This is a genomic window from Streptomyces sp. NPDC031670 (assembly GCF_055580545.1).
Genome location: NZ_JBVILC010000024.1, coordinates 1 through 18311, shown reverse-complemented (window position 1 = coordinate 18311; position 18311 = coordinate 1). Strand labels below are relative to the sequence as shown.

The 18311-nt window shown below is 72.2% G+C and carries 16 protein-coding genes; 8 read left to right on the top strand and 8 right to left on the bottom strand.

Features of this window, described 5'->3' with window-relative positions; genetic code table 11:
• Window positions 1-477 precede the first annotated feature (477 nt).
• The 5 genes from ACZ5ID_RS31170 to ACZ5ID_RS31150 all read left to right on the top strand — a co-directional run bounded on the left by ACZ5ID_RS31170 (window position 478) and on the right by ACZ5ID_RS31150 (window position 8207).
• Window positions 478-1962 (top strand): cellulose binding domain-containing protein, encoded by a 1485-nt coding sequence (locus tag ACZ5ID_RS31170; protein WP_468904543.1) that lies wholly within the window; start codon window positions 478-480, stop codon window positions 1960-1962.
• Between the two features lie 99 nt (window positions 1963-2061).
• Window positions 2062-3822 (top strand): glycoside hydrolase family 6 protein, encoded by a 1761-nt coding sequence (locus ACZ5ID_RS31165; protein WP_468904541.1) that lies wholly within the window; start codon window positions 2062-2064, stop codon window positions 3820-3822.
• Window positions 3823-4058: 236 nt separating this feature from the next.
• Window positions 4059-4484, top strand: coding sequence for a nuclear transport factor 2 family protein (locus tag ACZ5ID_RS31160; RefSeq protein WP_468904538.1), 426 nt, complete (start codon window positions 4059-4061; stop codon window positions 4482-4484).
• Window positions 4485-4528: 44 nt separating this feature from the next.
• On the top strand, window positions 4529-4849 hold the full coding sequence (locus tag ACZ5ID_RS31155) for a nuclear transport factor 2 family protein (protein WP_468904536.1): 321 nt from the start codon (window positions 4529-4531) through the stop codon (window positions 4847-4849).
• Between the two features lie 157 nt (window positions 4850-5006).
• Window positions 5007-8207 (top strand): AfsR/SARP family transcriptional regulator, encoded by a 3201-nt coding sequence (locus ACZ5ID_RS31150; protein ID WP_468904533.1) that lies wholly within the window; start codon window positions 5007-5009, stop codon window positions 8205-8207.
• Here the strand turns inward: ACZ5ID_RS31150 and ACZ5ID_RS31145 are convergent.
• From ACZ5ID_RS31145 to ACZ5ID_RS31115, 7 genes are all read right to left on the bottom strand, one after another.
• Window positions 8200-8517 (bottom strand): AzlD domain-containing protein, encoded by a 318-nt coding sequence (locus ACZ5ID_RS31145; RefSeq protein WP_468904531.1) that lies wholly within the window; start codon window positions 8515-8517, stop codon window positions 8200-8202. The two genes, ACZ5ID_RS31150 and ACZ5ID_RS31145, sit on opposite strands and share 8 nt — an antisense overlap.
• Complete coding sequence (locus ACZ5ID_RS31140; RefSeq protein WP_468904527.1) at window positions 8514-9242, bottom strand: AzlC family ABC transporter permease; 729 nt, start codon at window positions 9240-9242, stop codon at window positions 8514-8516. The genes ACZ5ID_RS31145 and ACZ5ID_RS31140 overlap by 4 nt, the downstream gene beginning before the upstream one ends.
• Window positions 9239-10216 (bottom strand): branched-chain amino acid transaminase, encoded by a 978-nt coding sequence (locus ACZ5ID_RS31135; protein ID WP_468904524.1) that lies wholly within the window; start codon window positions 10214-10216, stop codon window positions 9239-9241. The genes ACZ5ID_RS31140 and ACZ5ID_RS31135 overlap by 4 nt, the downstream gene beginning before the upstream one ends.
• Complete coding sequence (locus ACZ5ID_RS31130; RefSeq protein WP_468904521.1) at window positions 10213-10686, bottom strand: nuclear transport factor 2 family protein; 474 nt, start codon at window positions 10684-10686, stop codon at window positions 10213-10215. The genes ACZ5ID_RS31135 and ACZ5ID_RS31130 overlap by 4 nt, the downstream gene beginning before the upstream one ends.
• Before the next feature lie 58 nt (window positions 10687-10744).
• Window positions 10745-12013, bottom strand: a complete 1269-nt coding sequence (locus ACZ5ID_RS31125; RefSeq protein WP_468904518.1) for a DUF6421 family protein — start codon at window positions 12011-12013, stop codon at window positions 10745-10747.
• Window positions 12010-12591 carry a type 2 periplasmic-binding domain-containing protein gene (locus ACZ5ID_RS31120; RefSeq protein ID WP_468904516.1) on the bottom strand — a complete coding sequence of 194 codons (582 nt, stop codon included), beginning with the start codon at window positions 12589-12591 and terminating at the stop codon, window positions 12010-12012. Before ACZ5ID_RS31120 ends, ACZ5ID_RS31125 begins: the two co-directional genes overlap by 4 nt.
• Before the next feature lie 427 nt (window positions 12592-13018).
• Window positions 13019-13513 (bottom strand): FBP domain-containing protein, encoded by a 495-nt coding sequence (locus tag ACZ5ID_RS31115; RefSeq protein WP_468904514.1) that lies wholly within the window; start codon window positions 13511-13513, stop codon window positions 13019-13021.
• A gap of 81 nt (window positions 13514-13594) precedes the next feature.
• Between ACZ5ID_RS31115 and ACZ5ID_RS31110 the strand changes: the two genes are divergently transcribed.
• Entirely contained in the window at window positions 13595-14164 is a 570-nt protein-coding gene (locus ACZ5ID_RS31110) for a TetR/AcrR family transcriptional regulator (protein ID WP_468904512.1), read from the top strand.
• Between the two features lie 85 nt (window positions 14165-14249).
• Here ACZ5ID_RS31110 and ACZ5ID_RS31105 read toward each other — a convergent pair whose 3' ends face one another.
• Window positions 14250-15521, bottom strand: a complete 1272-nt coding sequence (locus ACZ5ID_RS31105; protein WP_468904509.1) for a serine hydrolase domain-containing protein — start codon at window positions 15519-15521, stop codon at window positions 14250-14252.
• 254 nt (window positions 15522-15775) lie between these two features.
• Here ACZ5ID_RS31105 and ACZ5ID_RS31100 point away from each other — a divergent pair, with 254 nt between their 5' ends.
• Together ACZ5ID_RS31100 and ACZ5ID_RS31095 are read left to right on the top strand one after the other, a co-directional pair.
• Window positions 15776-16147, top strand: coding sequence for a DUF4440 domain-containing protein (locus tag ACZ5ID_RS31100; protein WP_468904716.1), 372 nt, complete (start codon window positions 15776-15778; stop codon window positions 16145-16147).
• A gap of 159 nt (window positions 16148-16306) precedes the next feature.
• Window positions 16307-18154 (top strand): choice-of-anchor A family protein, encoded by a 1848-nt coding sequence (locus ACZ5ID_RS31095; protein ID WP_468904506.1) that lies wholly within the window; start codon window positions 16307-16309, stop codon window positions 18152-18154.
• Window positions 18155-18311: the final 157 nt, after the last annotated feature.

Here is an 18311-nt window from a genome sequence, read left to right as displayed (position 1 = left end):
CGGGCAGGCGCCGCGAACGCGGGTGCGGGGCCGGCACCTCTCCGAGGCCGGCATCGGGCTGACGGGCGAAGTAGCGACATAACGACCGAGAGATCTTCCACGCCACCCGCAGTAGGTAGCGCTTACCGGGTGGCACAGGAGCTTGCACACAAGTCTTGAACCAGTGGGAGCGCTCCCAGCATGGAGTTGGACGGGGCTGCGGTCAAGATGCTTGAGGAGTCGAAGTCATAAGACGTCATCGGAGCCCAACTCGTTCGCTGTTCTAGGGCAGTTGGACCCAGGCGGATGCCGAGCCCCTTCGCGGGAAGGGTCCTACGGCCCAGCGGTAGGCACCCGGGGAGCCTGCCAAGACGTATCGCGTCCTCCTCCCTTGCCATGCGCCACCCGAGCCCCTACCGTGATGCCCCACCAGTGGGAGCGCTTCCATCCGTCGGACGCCGGGCATCTGCCGACGTCCCGGCCGTGAAGGATCCGCTCATGCGACACCCCCCGCGCTTGGCATTACCCCTCACCGCGGCGGCGCTCGTGCTCGCGAGCGCCGTCGTCGTCCCGCACGTCACGGCATCCGGAGCCGAGCCGTCCTGTTCGGTGGCGTACGCCGTCACCAATGAGTGGGGCGGCGGCTTCCAGGGTTCCGTCACGATCACCAACAACGCCTCCGCGCTGTCCGGCTGGAGCCTCGGCTTCGCGTTCACCGGCAGCCAGAAGGTGACCCAGGGCTGGAACGCCAAGTGGTCCCAGTCCGGCAGCTCCGTCACCGCCGTCAACGAGAGCTGGAACGGTTCGCTCGCCCACGGCGCGAGCGTCACCCTCGGCTTCCTCGCCTCCCTGTCCGGCGCCGACACACCGCCCCGCGCGTTCACCCTCAACGGCGAGCCGTGCGCCACCACCGGCGCGGGCGACCCGACCCCGTCCCCGACCCCCACTTCTCCCTCCCCCACCCCCGGCACCGGCGCGCCCGTGCTCCGCGTCTCCGGGAACAAGCTGGTCGACGCGGGCGGCGCCACGCGCAGGCTCCTCGGCGTCAACCGGTCCGGCGCCGAGTTCATGTGCGTCCAGGGCCGCGGCATCTTCGACGGCCCGGTGGACGACGCCTCGGTGACCGCCATCGCCGCCTGGCACGCCAACACCGTGCGCATTCCCCTCAACGAGGAGTGCTGGCTCGGTCTGTCCAACATCGACCCGGCCTACGCGGGCGCCCGTTACATCAGCGCGGTTCGGGACCTCGTTCACCGCGTGGAGGCCCACGGGATGACGCCGGTCGTCGAACTCCACTGGTCGTACGGGCAGTACACGGGCAACTCGGCCGGCTGCTCCGACGTGCACGCCGGCTGCCAGAAACCGATGCCCGACGCCCAGTACGCACCCGCGTTCTGGTCCTCGGTCGCCACCACCTTCAAGAGCGACCCGGCCGTGGTCTTCGACCTGTTCAACGAGCCGTATCCGGACCGCGCCACCTCCACCACCGACCAGGCCTGGAGCTGCTGGCGCGACGGCGGAAGCTGTCCCGGCATCGGCTACGAGGTCGCGGGGATGCAGGACCTGCTGGACGCCGTACGGGCAGCGGGCGCCCGCAACCTCGTCCTGGCCGGCGGCATCGCCTACGCCAACGACCTCAGCCAGTGGCTCGCCCGCGCCCCGTCCGACCCGGCGGGCAACCTCGCCGCCGCCTACCACGGATACAACTTCAACAGCTGCGCGAGCGAGTCGTGCTGGGACGCGACCCTCGCACCCGTCGCCGCCAAAGTTCCGCTCGTCGCGGGCGAGCTGGGCGAGAACACCTGCGCCCACTCGTTCGTCGACCGCGCCATGAAGTGGTTCGACGAGCGGGGCATCTCGTATCTGGGCTGGACCTGGAACACCTGGGACTGCTCCTCCGGCCCCTCCCTGATCAGCGACTACGACGGCACCCCCACCGCGTACGGCAGCGGCCTGCGCGACCATCTCCGCGCCGTCGGCTGAAACGCACCTCCTCTCCAATCCCCGAACGAACCTCCAAACCTCCAAACCTCCGAATTCCTGAATCTCCGCACTCCACCGCACGAAAGGACACGCCCCACCATGAGCCGCATACCCACCGCATCCCCCCGGTCCTCGCGAAGGCGGACCGCCCTGCTCGGCGCAGGTGTGCTCGTCGCCGCGGCGACCGGCACCGCCGGTCTCGTCGGCGCCGCGGGCACCGCCTCGGCGGCGACCGGCTGCACCGTCGCCTACCAGGTGCAGAACCAGTGGTCCACCGGCTTCACCGCCTCCGTGACGCTCACCAACAACGGTCCCGCCGTGAACGGCTGGGACGTGAAGTGGACCTTCGCCGGAAACCAGCAGGTCACCCAGGGCTGGAACGCCAAGGTGACCCAGTCCGCCGCCGCCGTCACCGCCACCAACGAGAGCTACAACGGAACGCTGGCGACCGGCGGCTCGGCCACCTTCGGCTTCAACGCCTCCTACAGCGGCACCAACGCCCTTCCCAGCTCGTTCACGCTCAACGGCGTGGCCTGCAACGGCGGCGACACCCCCACGGACCCGCCGACCACTCCGCCGACCACCCCGCCCACCACTCCCCCGGCCGGCAACCGCGTGGACAATCCGTACGCGGGGGCCAAGGTGTACGTGAACCCGGAGTGGTCCGCGAACGCAGCCGCCGAGCCCGGTGGCACCCGGGTCTCCAACCAGCCCACCGGGATCTGGCTCGACCGCATCGCCGCGATCGCCGGAGCCGACGGGAAGATGGGGCTGCGCGCCCATCTGGACGAGGCCCTGAAGCAGAAGGGCAGCGGCGAGATGGTGGTCCAGCTGGTCGTGTACGACCTGCCGGGCCGCGACTGCTCCGCGCTCTCCTCCAACGGTGAACTCGGCCCGACCGAGATCGACAAGTACAAGACGCAGTTCATCGACCCGATCGCCGCGATCCTCGCGGACAGCAAGTACGCCGGTCTGCGGATCGTCACCGCGGTCGAGATCGACTCGCTGCCCAACCTCGTCACCAACACCGGCGGCCGGGCCACGGCCACCCCGCAGTGCGACACCATGCTGGCCAACGGCAACTACGTCAAGGGCGTCGGCTACGCGCTGCACAAGCTCGGCGCCGTGCCGAACGTGTACAACTACGTGGACGCGGGCCACCACGGCTGGCTCGGCTGGGACGACAACCTCGGGCCCTCCGCGGACATGTTCAAGAAGGCCGCCACGGCCGAGGGCGCCACGCCCGCCGACGTGCACGGCTTCATCACCAACACGGCCAACTACAGCGCCCTGAAGGAGAACAACTTCACCATCGACGACTCCGTCAACGGGGTCTCCGTGCGCCAGTCCAAGTGGGTCGACTGGAACCGGTACGTCGATGAGCTGTCCTACGCCCAGGCGTTCCGCGCCAAGCTGGTCTCGGTCGGCTTCGACCCCGGGATCGGCATGCTGATCGACACCTCGCGCAACGGCTGGGGCGGCACCGCCAGGCCCGCCGGGCCGGGCGCCAAGACCAGTGTGGACACCTATGTGGAGGGCGGTCGTTACGACCGGCGCATCCACATCGGCAACTGGTGCAACCAGGCGGGCGCCGGTCTGGGCGAACGTCCGCAGGCCGCCCCGGCCGCCGGGATCGACGCGTATGTGTGGATGAAGCCGCCGGGTGAGTCCGACGGCTCCAGCAGCGCGATCCCGAACAACGAGGGCAAGGGCTTCGACCGGATGTGCGACCCGACGTACACGGGCAACCCCCGCAACGGCAATCACCTCTCGGGGGCCCTGCCCAACGCCCCGCTGTCGGGACGCTGGTTCTCCGCCCAGTTCCAGGAGCTCATGAAGAACGCCTACCCGGCGCTGTAGCCCCGGCGCAAGGCTGATGGGCGGCGAGGACCGGTCCTCGCCGCCCATCACCGCGTCGGCTTGCCTGCGGGAGCGCGTCCGGTCGCCGGCCCGTCGATCCGGCCACGCCCGCCCGCGCCCGTACCTTGTCGGCGGTCGCATGGCCGGAAAGCGGCGCGCGACTTACGCTCCCCGCCACCGGCGCACCACACTGGAGCCTCACGCCCAGGGAACAGTACGGACGAGGAGTTGGTGAGATGACCAGGCAGGCCCCCGAGGGAGCCGCGCAGGCCACCCGGGCCGCGATCGACGCCTATCTGGCCCGGCTCTCGCAGCGGGATCTGGACGGCGCCGTGCAGGTCTTCGCCGAGTCGGCGGAATTCAACGCTCCGGGCTCCCCGGCGGTGCCGTGGTCGGGATCCCGCACCGGGCGGGAGGGGGTCATGAAGTTCTTCACCACCCTCCACGAGTATCTGAAGCCCGAGGAGTTCACGGTGACGCACATCGTGGTCGAGGGTGAACAGGGGGTGATCATCGGCCATCTCCGGGACACCGTCAAAGCCACTGGCAAGCCCCTTGTGACGCCCTTCGCCGCACATGTCACGGTCGTGGACGGGAAGATCGCCCGGTACCACCTCTTCGAGGACACCCACGCGCTGCACCGGGCCGTGACCGACGACTGAGCCCGCGCCGTACCCGTCCCCACCGCTCCAGAGAGGCTCAAGTCATGACTCCCCCCGGCATGCCCTCCCATCCGGTCGTACGCGCGTTCGTCGACGCGGTCAACGCCCAGGATCCGCAGGCCCTGTGGGCCGTGCTCGCCAAGGACGCCACGGTGGTCGACGTCGGGACCGAGCGCGATCCCGAGGCCTGGGTGGAGCGCGAGCTGTTCTCCGCCCACGCGCGAATGGAGGTGGTACGGGAGTCACTTGACGGTCTGTCGGTGACAGCGCGTTTCCACAACGACATCTGGGGGGACATCGACACCGCGTGGGAGTTCTCCGTCTCCGGCCCGGTCATCCGGGGCTTCGTCACCGGCCCCGGCTGAGCGTTCCCCGCCGGACGGGACTGCGGACACGCGCGACAGAGGTACGCGGATCGGCAGCGGGAACAGGGAAGCAGAGGGCAATGGTGTGAGCCGCACCTCGGGGCCCAGGGCTCAGCCGGCACCGAAGGAGTCGGTCCGGATCCGTCTGCTGGGCCCGGTGAGTGTGGAGGTCCAGGGCCGTCACATCGGCCTCGGGCCGCAGCAGCGCGCGCTCCTCGCGGTCCTCGCCCTCGCGCGGGGCCGCCCGGTCAGCACCTCCCGGCTCTCCGAGCTCCTGTGGGAGGGTGACGCGCCGGACGGCGCGGTCAGCGCGCTGCGCACCCACGTCATGCATCTGCGGCGCATCCTGGAACCGGGCCGGCGCGCCACCTCCGGCTTCGAGCTCCTGCTCAGCGCGGGCGCCCGCAGCAACACCAGCTACACCCTCCAGGTGGCCGACGAACAGGTGGACGCCCTGCACTTCGTACACCTGACCGACCAGGCCCGCAAAGCGGCGGCCGACGACGACGCCGAAGCCGCCGTCGCCCTGCTCGACCGCGCCCTCGCCCTGTGGACCGGGCCCGCGCTCGAAGGCGTCAGTGACCGCAGCTTCGCGCTGGCCGAGGCCGACCGCCTGGAGGAACTGCGCCTGGTGGCGCGCGAGGACCGACTGGACGCGCTCGTCGAGCTGGGCCGCTACGAGGAGTCGGTGCCGGAACTGAGCACACTGGTCGCCCAGTACCCGCTGCGCGAGCGGCTGCGCTGCCAGCTGATGCTGGCGCTCTACCGGTCGGGGCGCCAGGCCGACGCGCTCGCCTCGTACCGCGACTACTACCAGCTCCTCGACGACGAGCTGGGCATCGAGCCGGGCCGCCCGCTCAAGGAGCTCCATCAGCGCGTCCTGGTGGGCGACCCGGCCCTCGCGGCCGAACCGGCCGCCCCGGCCGCGCCCCCGACCGCCGCCCTCCCGGTCCCCCGTCAGCTCCCGCCCGACGTCGGCAGCTTCACCGGCCGCGCCGGCTATCTGCGCGAACTGGACGCGCTGCTCTCCCAGTACGCCACCGGCCCCGGCCAGACACTGGTGATCTCCTCGCTGTCCGGCATGGCGGGCGTCGGCAAGACCGCCCTCGCCGTGCACTGGATGCACCGGGCCGCCGACCGCTTCCCCGACGGACAGCTGTACGCGAATCTGCGCGGCCACGCCGACGAGCCCCCGGCGACGGCCGACGACGCCCTGGGCCAGTTGCTGCGGGCCCTGGGGGTCGGCGCCGGGCACCTGCCGGAGAACACCGACGAGAAGGCCGCCCTGTACCGCTCGCTCCTGGCCGGCAAACGGATGCTGGTCCTCCTTGACGACGCGGCCGGCCTCGAACAGGTGCGCCCGCTGCTGCCCGGCTCGCCGAGCTGCTTCGTCGTCGTCACCAGCCGCAACGACCTGCGGGGCCTCACCGCGTTCCACGACGCCCACCGGGTGAACGTGGCCGCCTTCGACGACGAGGAGGGGCTCGCGCTGCTCACCCGTGTCATCGGCGCGGACCGGGTGCGCGGCGAACCCGAGGCCGCGGCCGAGGCGGTCCGGCTCTGCGGCGGCCTGCCGCTCGCCGTGCGGATCGTGGCCGCCCACCTCATCGGCGACCAGCACCTGCCGCTCGCGGAGGTGGTCGGAACGCTGCGCGGCGAGGACCGCCGTCTGGACGACCTGACCCTCGACCAGGAGCAGCACACCGGTGTCCGCAGCGCCCTCGCCCTGTCCTACCGCTCGCTGCCCGCACCCGAGCGGCGGCTCCTGCGGCTGCTCTCCCTCACCCCCGGCTCGGAGGTCTCGGCCCCGGCCGCCGCCGCGCTGGCGGGGGCCCCACTGACGGCCACGGCCCGGCTCCTGGACCAGCTGGTCGCACGCAGTCTGCTCCAGACGCACCGGCCCGGCCGCTTCCATCTGCACGCCCTGGTCCGCCTGTTCGCCCGCGAACGGGCCCGCACCGAGGACGACACCGCGTTACGGGAAGAGGCCGTCGACCGGCTGCTCACCTGGTATCTGGCGACCGCCGAGCAGGCCGGGCATCTGCTGTACGGCACCTTCTACTCCTGGTACGCCGCGCCCCCGCCCGAGCCGGACGGCTCCCCCACCGCGCCGCTGACCTTCACCGGGCCGCCCGCGGCGCTGTCCTGGCTGGAGGACGAGCGGGCCGCCCTGCTGGCCTGCGCCCGGTACGCCCTGGGCCACGGTCCGCGGGCCTTCGCCTGGAAGTCCGCGCTGGCCACGCACGGCCATCTGATGGAGCACGGCCAGCGCACCGCCTGGCTGCGCGCCGCGGAGACGGGACTGCGCGCCGCCGACGCCGAACACGACGACCACGCGCGCGCGGTGATGCACTGGAGCCTGTGCTACGTCCTGTGGGAGCTGGGCCGCCACGACGAGGCGCTGCGCCACAGCGCCCGCGCCGACGCCCTGTTCGACCGGGCCGGGCTGCCGGTGGAGCGGGCCGGCGCCGTACTGGGGCTCGCCGCCTCCCTCCGCGAACTGGGCGCTCTCGACCAGGCCCAGCGCCACGCCGAGCACACCCTGGCCCTCTACCGCGACGGCGGTGAGCCCGCCGGGGAGGCGTGGGCGCTGTTCCTGCTCGGCTCCCTGCGCCTGGACCGGGGCCGACTGGACGCGGCGGGCCCGTACTTCACCGAGGCCCTCGAACGCGCCGAGGCTTCGGGGGACGAGCACACGGTGATGCTGTCGCTGTGGGGGCTGGGCAGCCTCCACCACGCGCGGGGCGATCTGGAGGAGGCCCAGCGCCTGCTCACCCGGGCGCTGGCCGCGCAGGGCAGGCTGCTGTCCACGTACGCGGCGGAGGGCGCGCTCACCACGCTCGCGGCCGTCTGCCGCGACAACGACGATCCCCGGCTCGCGCTCAAGTACGCGATGGACGCGCTCAGCGTCACCCACCGCACCCACCGCCGGCTGGTCGAACCGGACGCCCTCAACACCGTCGGCACCGTCCTGCTGCACCTGGACGACGCGCCGGGCGCGCTCGACCACCACCGGCGGGCCCTGGACGCGGCCCGGGCGACGGGGTGTCTTCGGGCGGACGCCATGGCTTGTGTGGGCCTGGCGGCGGCCCATCGGCACCTGGGTGAGAACCGTGAGGCCCTCGCGTACACACGGCGGGCCCTGAGCACCGCCGCGCGGGCCGGGCTCAGGCTCGTCGAGGGCGAGGCGCGCACCGAACTCGCCCGGGTCCATCTGGCGCTCGGGCACCGCACCAAGGCCGCGCAGGCGGCCGAGCGGGCCGTGCGGATGCACCGGGCCGCCGGACACGGGCCGGGTCTCGCCCGGGCCCTGGAGGCCGCCGCCGCCGTACGCGGCACCGGCGGGGACCTCAGCTGAGGGCGCGTACCAGCGCGGTGATCACGGCGGCCACCAGGACGACGAGGGGCACGGGCGCCTTGAGCCGCCACGCCACCAGGGCTCCGACGAACCCGGCGAGCCGGGCGTCGAAGGTCATGCCGTGCGCGCCGGCCGAGCCCACGAGCTGGGTGACGACGAGCACGGCGAGCAGCGCGGGCGTCAAGTACTCCACGAACCGGGGGAACCACGCGGGCAGTTCGCGGTCCCCCATCACCAGCGAGCCGGCACCCTTGATGAGGAAGGTGGTCACCACCAGGGCGCCGACGACGATCCACGGGTCGTTGCTCACCGGGCCCCCTTCACCGGTCGGGTCATGGGCAGCGCGGTCCATACGACGGCGATCAGACAGGCCGCGGCGATGGCCGCGTCCGGGAGCCCGGCCGCGGTGAGGGCCGCCGCGGCCACGGCCGCGGTGGCGGCGGCGGTCCGTTTGCGGGCGGTGCCGAGGTGGGGCGCGAGCAGCAGGAAGAACAGGACCGGCGAGACGGCGTCCAGGCCGTAGTTGAGGACGTCCACCGCCTTGAACGGGCCGATCGCCCCCAGCAGCGTGCCCAGGACCCAGCCGAGCCAGAGCACCACGCCCGAGGAGAGCAGCCGGGTCCGGTCGAAGCGGCCGTCCGCGTCGCTGGCAATGGCCCAGGACTCCTCGATGACCAGCTGGGACTCGACCGCCCGGCGGGCCCGGCCGCCGCGCAGCGCGGGCAGGATGGCGAAGCCCATCACGAGGTAGCGCAGGTTCAGCAGGGTGCCGGCCACGGCCGCGGCGGCCCAGCCGCCCCCGTTGGCGATCACCGAGACGGCGGCGAACTGCGAGGAGCCCACGAAGACCAGACCGGACATGGAGGTCGCGCCGAGCGCGCCGAAGCCCGCGCCCTTGGCGAGGACGCCGAAGGAGATGCCGAACGCGAAGATCGCCACGGTGAACGGCACGGCGGCCCTGGCGCCCGCCGCCCAGGCCCGGCGGCGGCCGGCGGGCGGAGCCGGGCGGGCGGAGCCGGATTCGGTGCCGGTCATCCGTTCCCGCCCGCGGCGGCCGTGGCTGCCCCGCCGGTGGGGGCCGGAGCCCCGCCGGCCCGTACGGCCCGTCCGTACGCCCGTACCAGCGCGGTCGTGACGGCGCCGACCGGGTACTCCCGCGCGTCGACGGCGGTGACCGGCTGGACCTCGTATGCCGTGCCGGTCAGGAACACCTCCTCGGCGCGGGCGAGTTCGGCCGGGTCCATGTGCCGCTCGACGGTCTCCAGGCCGAGTCCGCGGGCGAGCGCGAGGACGGTGCGCCGGGTGATGCCGTCCAGTACGCACTCCGGTGGCGGCGTGTGCAGGGCGCCGTCGATCACCAGGAACAGGTTGGCGCCGGTGGCCTCGGCCAGCCGGCCCCGGTGGTCGAGGAGCAGCGCGTCGTCGCGGCCCGCCGCTTCGGCCTCCTGTCCGGCGAGCGAGCCGAGGGCGTAGAGGGCGGCCGTCTTGGCGCGGACCGGGGCGGTGTCGGGTGCGGGGCGCCGCCAGCGCGAGGTGGCCAGCCGGATTCCGCGCGGCCCGGACGCGAAGACCCGCGGCCAGGGCCAGGCCGCGATCGCCACATGGACCGTGGGGTCCGGGGCGACCAGCCGCAGGGTGTCGCTGCCGCGCCAGGCGACCGGGCGGACATAGCCCTCGGTCAGGCCCGCCAGGGCCACGATCTGCCGGGTGGCCGCGTCCAGTTCGTCCGCGGACCAGGGCAGGGCGAAGCCCATCTCGCGGGCCGAGGCGACCAGCCGGAGGCTGTGTCGGTGGAGCTCGAAGACCCGGCCGTCGTAGACGCGCTCGCCCTCGAAGACGCTGCCGCCGTAGTGCAGCCCGTGGCTGAGGACGTGCAGGCGGGCCTCGCGCCAGGGCACGAGCCGGCCGTCGAGCCAGATGACGCCGTCGCGGTCGTCGAGCGGCGGCGCGGCGGACGGCCGCGCATCGCTCGCGTCGCTCGTGGTGCCCGTGGGGCTCGTTTCGCTCATGTGGCGAATCCCCGGTCCGCGTAGGGGAAGCCCTCCAGTTCGTTGACGGGGACGCTGTCGTCACGGCGGGACGCGTAGTAGATGCGAATCTCGTCGATCAGGCCCGCCTCGTCGAAGCGGTAGACCTCCGCCCCGCGCAGCACCTTGCCCAGGCGCGGTTTGAAGGCGGTCCACTCGCAGGTCGCGGTGCGGCTGTGCGGGTCGGCGTGGACGGCGTCCACGGCCCAGTGGGAGTCGTTGGCGCGTACGTCGGCGCCCCAGCGCTCCACCACGGGGTCGATGCCCTCGATCGGACCGGCCATGCCGACGGCCAGGTAGTGCACGACGTTCTCGGCTAGGCACCGCGCGAACAGGTCGCGGTCGACCTTGTTGCAGGCCTCGAAGTACAGCCGTACCGCGGCCTCCATCGCGGAGCGGTCCAGCGCCCGTCCGGTCGCGCGGCCCTCGTCACCCGTGGCGTCGCTGTCCATGTCGCTCGTCTCCTCGCTTCTCGTTACGGCTCTCGACGGCCCGCGCGCACGGCGGTGTTCACTGCTCGGCCGGTGCGAAGCGCAGCGGGGGAAGGGACGCCAGCCGGCCCTGGGCGCGCACCAGTCTCGACTGGTCCGCCGTGAAGGCGTACCGGTCGCCCTCGGCGCCCTCGCGCAGATGTGTGCGGACCAGTTTCCTCGCCGCCGCGCGGTACTCCTCGGGTGTGGTGGCCGCGGCCTCCATGGCCTCCACCGTGTCGACCAGTTCGCGCAGCGCTTCGATGACGCCGTCGTACGAGAGCGACAGACGGCTGCCGTGGTCGGCGAGGGCGTGGCGTTCGCGCAGCCACGAGTAGAGGAACACGCCGGTGCCCGCGTCGAAGTTGCGGACGGCGTGGGCGTCGAGCGGGTAGCGGAACATCCGCTCCAGAAGGATCATGGCGATCTGCTCGTGGGCGTACGGGACGGTCTCGTCGTGGCAGGCGAGCACGGTCCTGGCGTCGACCTTCAGCTCTTCCAGCACACCGATGAACCAGTTCATCTTGAGTTTGATGTGCTGGTCCAGCGGCCACTGTCCCTGGTGGTGGAAGTAGTCGTGCAGATATCCCCACAGGGAACGGGCCTGGTAACACACCTCGGGGTGCATGCCGATCGAGGCGCGCGGCAGGGACTCCGGGGTGAGGACGGCCCGCGCGGACGGTACCGCGTACGTTTCGTGGATCCGGCGGAATTTACTGAAGAAGAAGAACGCGTAGGCCTGTTCGGTCACCTTGTCGTGGGCCGCGACGTTCTCCGGGAAGAAGACGATGCAATTGCCGTTGGTCAGCCCTTCGCTTCCGGCGAGGAGCACGGTGGCCTGGCAGTTGTTCTTGGGGTGCGGATAGCGCACGGCCAGTTCGGGAAGGGCGTCGGGCTCCTTGCGGCGGACGAGGAAGAACTCCAGTCGCCTGCCGACCGGCGGAACGCTGTTGGTGCTCCGCACGGGGGCGAGGAGGGCCGCCCAGTCGCCGTCGGCCGGGGCGGTCAGGGCGTCGCGGGAGCGGGCGAAGTGCGGCGGCGTGTCGAGTCCGGCGGCCAGCCAGCCGTCGATGTCGGCGGCCAGGGCGTCGGCCTGGTCCGTCCTGCCGTGCCCGGCGAACCAGTGCACGGCCTCGTCCCTGATGGCCAGGAGGCTGGCACGGTCCCGCTCGCCCGGCTCCATGACCGTGCCGTCGTCGCCCTGGCGGGTGCGGAAGGCGTCGATCCGCGGCAGGAGGCCCCGGCCGAGCCGTTCCGCCTCGCCGAGCAGGTCGTCCCGGAGGCGATGGGGGCCGAGGGCTGCGGTCACGAAGCGGCCTCCCGCACATGGTGCACGGTGTAGACCATCGGCACCTCGCCGAAGCTGCGCAGCACGCGCAGGCCGTGGGCCCTCGCGGCCACCACGGTGGTGACACAGCCCTCGGTCCTGCCGTCGGCGCAGTCGATGGCCGCCTGGGCGTTGCTGGTCACCAGCCGCCGTCGGCCGGCCGGTGAGACGAGGCCCGCCGGGGCCGGGTGGGTGGCCACGGTGCGCGGCTCGGCGTGCGCGCCGGGGGCCACGGCGAGCACCATCTCGTGGGTGGGCCACACGAAGGAGTCCACCATGCGGCAAACCTGGAGGTTGCCGAAGACCAGGGTGTGCAGCTCGGGGTAGACGGCGCAGGCGACGAGGGCGTGCTCGCCGTCCCTGGGCACGCTCTCCATGGCGGATTCGAGGGTCGCGTGCAGGGTCACCCGCCCCCGGTCGTCACGTCCTTGGCGCCGCAGCCACTCGTGCGCCGCGGCTTCCAGATTGGTGCCGGTCGGGCCCAGGGTGTGCAGATGCCTGATCCCGCCGATCGGCGAAGGCGATAAAGAGCCGGCGCCCACGCGCTCCCGCGTCACCATGTCCACTCCCCCACGTCTTCCCCCGCGGTTCTGCTGTCGCCCTCGGGCGGCACGCGGGCTGTGCGTCGGTGCACGGCCGCGTCGGTGATCCTAAGCGGCCCGCCCCGCGGCGGCCACCGGGCCTGGGGCGCACCGACTGATTTCCCACACTGTGGCCACTTCCGCCCGTTCAACGTTCCGGAAATCCGGCGACAAATGCCGTCGGGGCGGGTGCCATTGATGCCCTTTTCCACCCCCGAAGCGGTCGTCCTGCGTACGCATCGCGTCATTCCGGGTGGCGTCCGGGGGCACACACCGGCGCAACACGCGCGCCCCGGCCACCGTCGGCCCCGTCCGGGGCGGCCGGAAGCCGACGGAGCCGCTCCGTTTCGCCCTCATCGCTCGCACCCGGTCGCGGAGTTCGCCCGAAGGAGGCACGCCTCGGCCGTCAGGCCTCGGTCACCTCGGCGAGGAAAGCGGCGAGGTTCGCCACGACCCGGTGGATCTTCTCCTCCAGCGTGATCGTCTCGTGGAGCCGCGCTCCGACGCCCGCGTCCCTCCTGCCCCGTACGTACAACGAGCAGGCGAGGTCGTCGCAGAGGTAGACACCCACCGAGTTCCCCTGCTGTCCGGCCTTGCCCGCCTTCGGGGCGACCATCAGGGAGACGTTGCCGTCGTGGGTCGTCAGGCATATCGAGCACATGCTGCGCCGCCCCTGCCCGGAGGTGTGGCCGGGGCTGCGCAGGACGAGCGCCCTGGGGGTGCCCGCCAGCTCGGTGACGAGATAGGCGCGGCCGGGGGCCTGGGGATCTCGCCAGCCCAGGTAGTCCAGTTCGTCCCAGGGCTGGTCGGCCAGGTCGCGCGGCACGGCCAGGCGCTTGGCCTCGCCCTTGGTGCAGTTCACGAAGGCGGCGCGGATCTCTTGTTCGGTCAGCTGCTTCATAAAGGTGAGGCTAGTTTGCCTAAAAGTGTTAGGCAAACGCATAATCGTTTCGGTCGGGTACCGGTCGAGGAGAGGAAGACCATGGGGCGTGTGGGTCTGAGCACGGAACGGCTGACCCGGGCCGGAGCGGAGCTGGCCGACGAGGTCGGCTTCGACCGGGTGACCGTCTCGGCGCTGGCCCGCCAGTTCGACGTCAAGGTCGCGAGTCTGTACTCCCACGTCAAGAACTCCCAGGACCTCAGGACCCGGATCGCGCTGCTGGCTCTGGAGGAGCTCGCCGACCGGGGGGCCGCGGCGCTGGCCGGACGGGCGGGAAAGGACGCGCTGTCGGCGCTGGCGAACGTCTACCGCGACTACGCACGCGAGCACCCCGGCCGCTACGCCGCGGCGCAGCTCCGGCTCACCCCGGAGGCGGCGGCCGTCAGCGCCGGAGGCAGGCACGCGCAGATGACCCGGGCCGTCCTGCGCGGCTACGAGCTGAGCGAGCCGGACCAGACGCACGCGGTCCGGCTGCTCGGCAGCGTCTTCCACGGCTACATCACCCTGGAGCTCGGCGGCGGCTTCAGCCACAGCGCCCCCGACACCCAGGAGACGTGGACGCGGGTCCTGGACGCTCTGGACGCGCTGCTGCGGAACTGGCCCGCGAGCTGACGCGCGTACCCGCGCGCGGGGCGGGCGGACGCGTGAAGGCGCCCGCCACCGTCAGCGGTGGCGGGCGCCTTCACGCGGGGTCACCTCAGATGCGGGTGTCCTCGACGGTCGGGATCCAGCGGTCGGTGTGCCGGTCCGCGTTCCCGTTGCCGCTCAGCGAGCCGCGCGGCGCGGGAGCGGCCTTGGCCGGTGCCTTGCCGCAGAACGCGGGCTCCAGCGTGTTCGTCAGACCGCTGGTGATCGTGCCGTTGTTGGAGGCGTTGGCGAAGAGCACGACCGTGCGCTTGCCGTCGCGGGTCGAGAACGTCTGCGTCTGGTAGCCCTGCACGATTCCGCCGTGGCCGAGCACCTTGCCGCAGGAGAGCGCGATCTCCCGGATCCCCAGGCCGTAGCTGATCTTCGCGGTGGGGGTGGGGAGCACGCTCGTCATCTGGCGCACCGACTCGTCGGAGACCAGACCGCCGGAGTTCCCGGCGAGCAGCGCGGTCATGAAGCGGTCCATGTCGCGGGCGGAGGAGACCACGCCTCCCGCGCTCCAGACCCAGGACGCGGTCTGCTCGGTCGAGTCCAGCAGCGGCTTGGCGCGGTCGTCGTTGGTCAGATAGCCGGTGACGTGCGGGCCCGCGATGGTCTTCTCCGGTACGGCGAACGTCGTCTGACGCAGCTTCAGCGGCTCGAAGATCTGCTCCCGCAGCAGCTCGGCGTAGGGACGCCCGGTCAGGTGCTCGGCGGCCAGTCCCATCAGTACGAAGTCGGTGTTCGAGTACGAGTACGCCGTCCCCGGGGTGTACTGCAGGCCGTGCTTCACCGACATCGCCACGAGGTCCCTGGGCTCGTAGACGTTGTTGCGGATGCGCTTCTCGAAGGCCGCGGTGGTCTCCTCGCCGCTCTGTTCGAGGAGGTCGTTGGTGTGGTCGTACACACCGGCGCGGTGCTCCATGGCCTGGCGGGCGGTGATGGACCAGCTCTCGGGGAGCGTCCCGGCGGGCAGGTAGCGGCGCAGCGGCTGGTCGAGGTCGATGCGGCCCTGCTCGACAAGGCGCATCACCAGGACCGAGGTGAACATCTTGGAGTTGCTGCCCACGCGGAAGCGCCAGTTCGCGTTCATGGCGGTGCCGTCGAGGTTCGCCTTGCCCAGGGTCACCGTGCGGCTGCGCTCGGAGCCGCCGTGGTCGCGGATCACCGCGAAGGTGCCGGGCGCGCCCGCGTCCACCACGCGCTGGAGAGCGGTACGCACCGCGGCGACATCCGGCTCGGCCGGTCCCGGAGCGGCGGAGGCACCCGCCGCGCTGCCGGCGACGAGCGCGACGGTGGCCGCGAGCGTGGTCGCCGAGCGCCTGATGGTGATGGAAGCCATATGAGAAGTACCCCTGTTCCCCGGTGACTTGGTCAGCGCCCCGGCCTTCGTGAGACTCGTACGCCCATGATCGTATATGTCGGGTGGGCTCCGGTTGACGCACGGCCGAATTCCGCGCGACCGGCGTGCCAACCCCGGGTGCTCCCGCGCGGCCCTTGTCGGCACACCGGCGGTGGGCGACGATCGGTGTCGCCGATCGACCGCCTCCGGGAGGAACAACCGTGTCCGATGTCAAAGCCGAGCTCGACCAGTTGATGCACACCTTCCTCGGGGCGTTCACCAACACCGGCGGCGCCCGGCCGCGCGTCGAGGTGGTCCGCGAGGTGTTCATCCCGCAGGGAATGATCATCAACAACGTCGGGGACAAGCCCGTGGTCCACGACGTCGACGCGTTCGTCGAACCCCGCGAGCGGATCCTCACCGACGGGACGCTGACGGAGTTCTCCGAGTGGGAGGTGGCGGAGCGGACCGAGGTCTTCGGTTCGATCGCGCACCGCTTCAGCGAGTACCGCAAGTCCGGCTTCCTCGACGGCGAGTGGTTCGAGGGCGCCGGCCGCAAGACCACCCAGTTCGTCCGTACCCCCGAGGGCTGGAGGATGAGCTCGATGGCCTGGGACGACGAGTAGGCGGACGCGTGGGCCCCGGGCCACCCGCCGGGGTCGGCGATGGTCCTTTGCGGTGGTCTTCGTCCACGACACTCCCCCGGTCGCCCGTCCGGCGGGAGGGGTGTGTGAGCCTGGCCGCCGAGGGGGGACCGACGCACTTTCGAGGAGCTGGTTGTTCCGGTGTTCCGACTCCCTCTGGCCCGTCCCGGCGCGGGATCCCTCGGCCCCCTGCTGACCGCGGTCGCGCTCTGCCTGACCGTTCCGCCCGCGCCGGCGGCGGCCCTGCCCGGCGGGCGGGCGGCTCCGGAAACCGCCCTGACCGCACAGCCGCTGCCCGGCGGCCTCGGCCCGTGCGTGCCGGGGCACTGCCCGCCCGACGGCTATCCACCCGTCCACAACGGCGCGATCCGGTGGCGCGACAACGGCGTCAACATCTATGTCGGCGGTGACTTCCGCGTACGGGAGAAGGCCGCCGAGGCAGAGGGACGGGTCGTCGTGCTCGGCTCCTTCGACCAGCACAAGGCCGCGGGCGTCAGCGGTGTCTACAACGTGGGCGAGGCCGGGGTCGGCTCACGGGTCGCCCCGCCGGTCGGCGCGGACTGGCTGACCACCGGCGGCGACGTCACCGTCGCGGCCGGGCAGCGGCTGCTCGCCGAGCAGGGCGTCGTACGGCACGCGGGCACCGTGACCGGGACCGTCCTGGCCCGGCGCACCGTCCACGACGCGGACGCGGACGCGGCCGAGCCGTACACCGAGCTGCGCGGCCAGCTCACCGACGCCAGCCAGTGCTACGCGCACCCCGGCGGAGCCACTCGCACCCCCACCGGGACGGCCGTCCATCGGGGCGGGGAGACCCTGTTCACCGGTGACGGCACCTCCATGCTCCAGGTGTTCACCGTCGACTTCGACATGCAGAGCGCGAGCGGCGGCCAGGAGGGCATCCGCTTCGCACGCATCCCGGCCGGGGCGACCGTGCTGGTCAACGTGGTGGGGGAGCACCGGACCATCAACACCTACAGCGGCACCATCGACGACTCCAGCCCGTTCAACCATCTGCGCACCCGGCTGCTCTGGAACATCCCCGACGCGACCTCCGTCGCCTTCAAGGGTACCGGCCAGTTCCAGGGCAGTGTGCTCATCGGCAACCAGGTGTCCCAGGCGACGGTGAGTCTGCCCGGCGTCAACGGGCGTTTCTTCACGACCGGTTCGCTCACCCACACCAGCCCGCCCTCGGGCGGCGGTGGCCAGGAGTTCCACAACTACCCCTTCGACGGGGACCTGCCCGACTGCGCCGCCGCGCCCGTCGAGGGCGAGGTGCGGGTCCACAAGACCGACCACGCCACGGGCAGGCCGCTCGCCGGGGCGGTCTTCGAGCTGTGGGAGGAGACCAACGGCACCGAGGGGTTGCAGACGTCGGGCACCCGTCCGGACACCCGGCGGGGCGAGGCGTGCACGACCGACGGGGCCGGGACGTGCGTCAACACCGTGCCCCCGGGGACGTACTACTGGCTGGAGACCAGGGCCCCGCAAGGCTATGACCTGCCCTCCCCCGCCCACTTCGGGCCCCTGGTCCTGACGGACGAGAACGCCTCACAGGGTGTGTCCGTGACCGCGGCCAACCACCGGCACGTCGTACCGAAGGGTTCCCTCACCGTCGACAAGAGCGACGCCCAGACCGGCAGGCCGCTGCCGGGGGCGGTGTTCCGGCTGTGGCACGAGACCAACCAGATCACCGGGCTCCAGACTGCGGGCGCCCACCCCGACACCCCGGTGGGCCCCGGCTGCGCGACCGGCGCCTCGGGGAGGTGCCACTTCACGGATCTGCCCCTCGGCACCTACTACGTCCAGGAGACGGCCGTGCCCGAAGGGTATGTCCTGCCCAGGAACCCGGTCAGCGGCCCCCACCGGGTGACCGCGGCCAACACCGCCCAGGGAGTCACCATCCGGCTCACCAACCAGCGCGGGGAGCCCGACAAGGGAGGAAAGGGCGGCAAGGGCGGCAAGGGCGGGAAGAGCGCGCACCGCTGACGCCGCCGACACCGATGCCCCGGTGACGGGGTGGGTGACCTGCCGGAACTCTCCGGCCCCCCAGGAGCGGGGGGGGGGGGGGGGGGTTGCGGGGGGGGGGGGGGGCGGGGGGGTTGTGTTGGGGGTGGTGGGGGGGAAGCTTTGGGGGTTGGGGGTG

What these genes read in the sequence shown, in the direction of transcription:
- ACZ5ID_RS31170 (WP_468904543.1), top strand. Translation starts at nt 478, where the DNA reads ATGCGACACCCCCCGCGCTTGGCATTACCCCTCACCGCGGCGGCGCTC.
- ACZ5ID_RS31165 (WP_468904541.1), top strand. Translation starts at nt 2,062, where the DNA reads ATGAGCCGCATACCCACCGCATCCCCCCGGTCCTCGCGAAGGCGGACC.
- ACZ5ID_RS31160 (WP_468904538.1), top strand. Translation starts at nt 4,059, where the DNA reads ATGACCAGGCAGGCCCCCGAGGGAGCCGCGCAGGCCACCCGGGCCGCG.
- ACZ5ID_RS31155 (WP_468904536.1), top strand. Translation starts at nt 4,529, where the DNA reads ATGACTCCCCCCGGCATGCCCTCCCATCCGGTCGTACGCGCGTTCGTC.
- ACZ5ID_RS31140 (WP_468904527.1), bottom strand. Translation starts at nt 9,242, where the DNA reads ATGACCGGCACCGAATCCGGCTCCGCCCGCCCGGCTCCGCCCGCCGGC.
- ACZ5ID_RS31135 (WP_468904524.1), bottom strand. Translation starts at nt 10,216, where the DNA reads ATGAGCGAAACGAGCCCCACGGGCACCACGAGCGACGCGAGCGATGCG.
- ACZ5ID_RS31130 (WP_468904521.1), bottom strand. Translation starts at nt 10,686, where the DNA reads ATGGACAGCGACGCCACGGGTGACGAGGGCCGCGCGACCGGACGGGCG.
- ACZ5ID_RS31120 (WP_468904516.1), bottom strand. Translation starts at nt 12,591, where the DNA reads ATGGTGACGCGGGAGCGCGTGGGCGCCGGCTCTTTATCGCCTTCGCCG.
- ACZ5ID_RS31115 (WP_468904514.1), bottom strand. Translation starts at nt 13,513, where the DNA reads ATGAAGCAGCTGACCGAACAAGAGATCCGCGCCGCCTTCGTGAACTGC.
- ACZ5ID_RS31110 (WP_468904512.1), top strand. Translation starts at nt 13,595, where the DNA reads ATGGGGCGTGTGGGTCTGAGCACGGAACGGCTGACCCGGGCCGGAGCG.
- ACZ5ID_RS31105 (WP_468904509.1), bottom strand. Translation starts at nt 15,521, where the DNA reads ATGGCTTCCATCACCATCAGGCGCTCGGCGACCACGCTCGCGGCCACC.
- ACZ5ID_RS31100 (WP_468904716.1), top strand. Translation starts at nt 15,776, where the DNA reads ATGCACACCTTCCTCGGGGCGTTCACCAACACCGGCGGCGCCCGGCCG.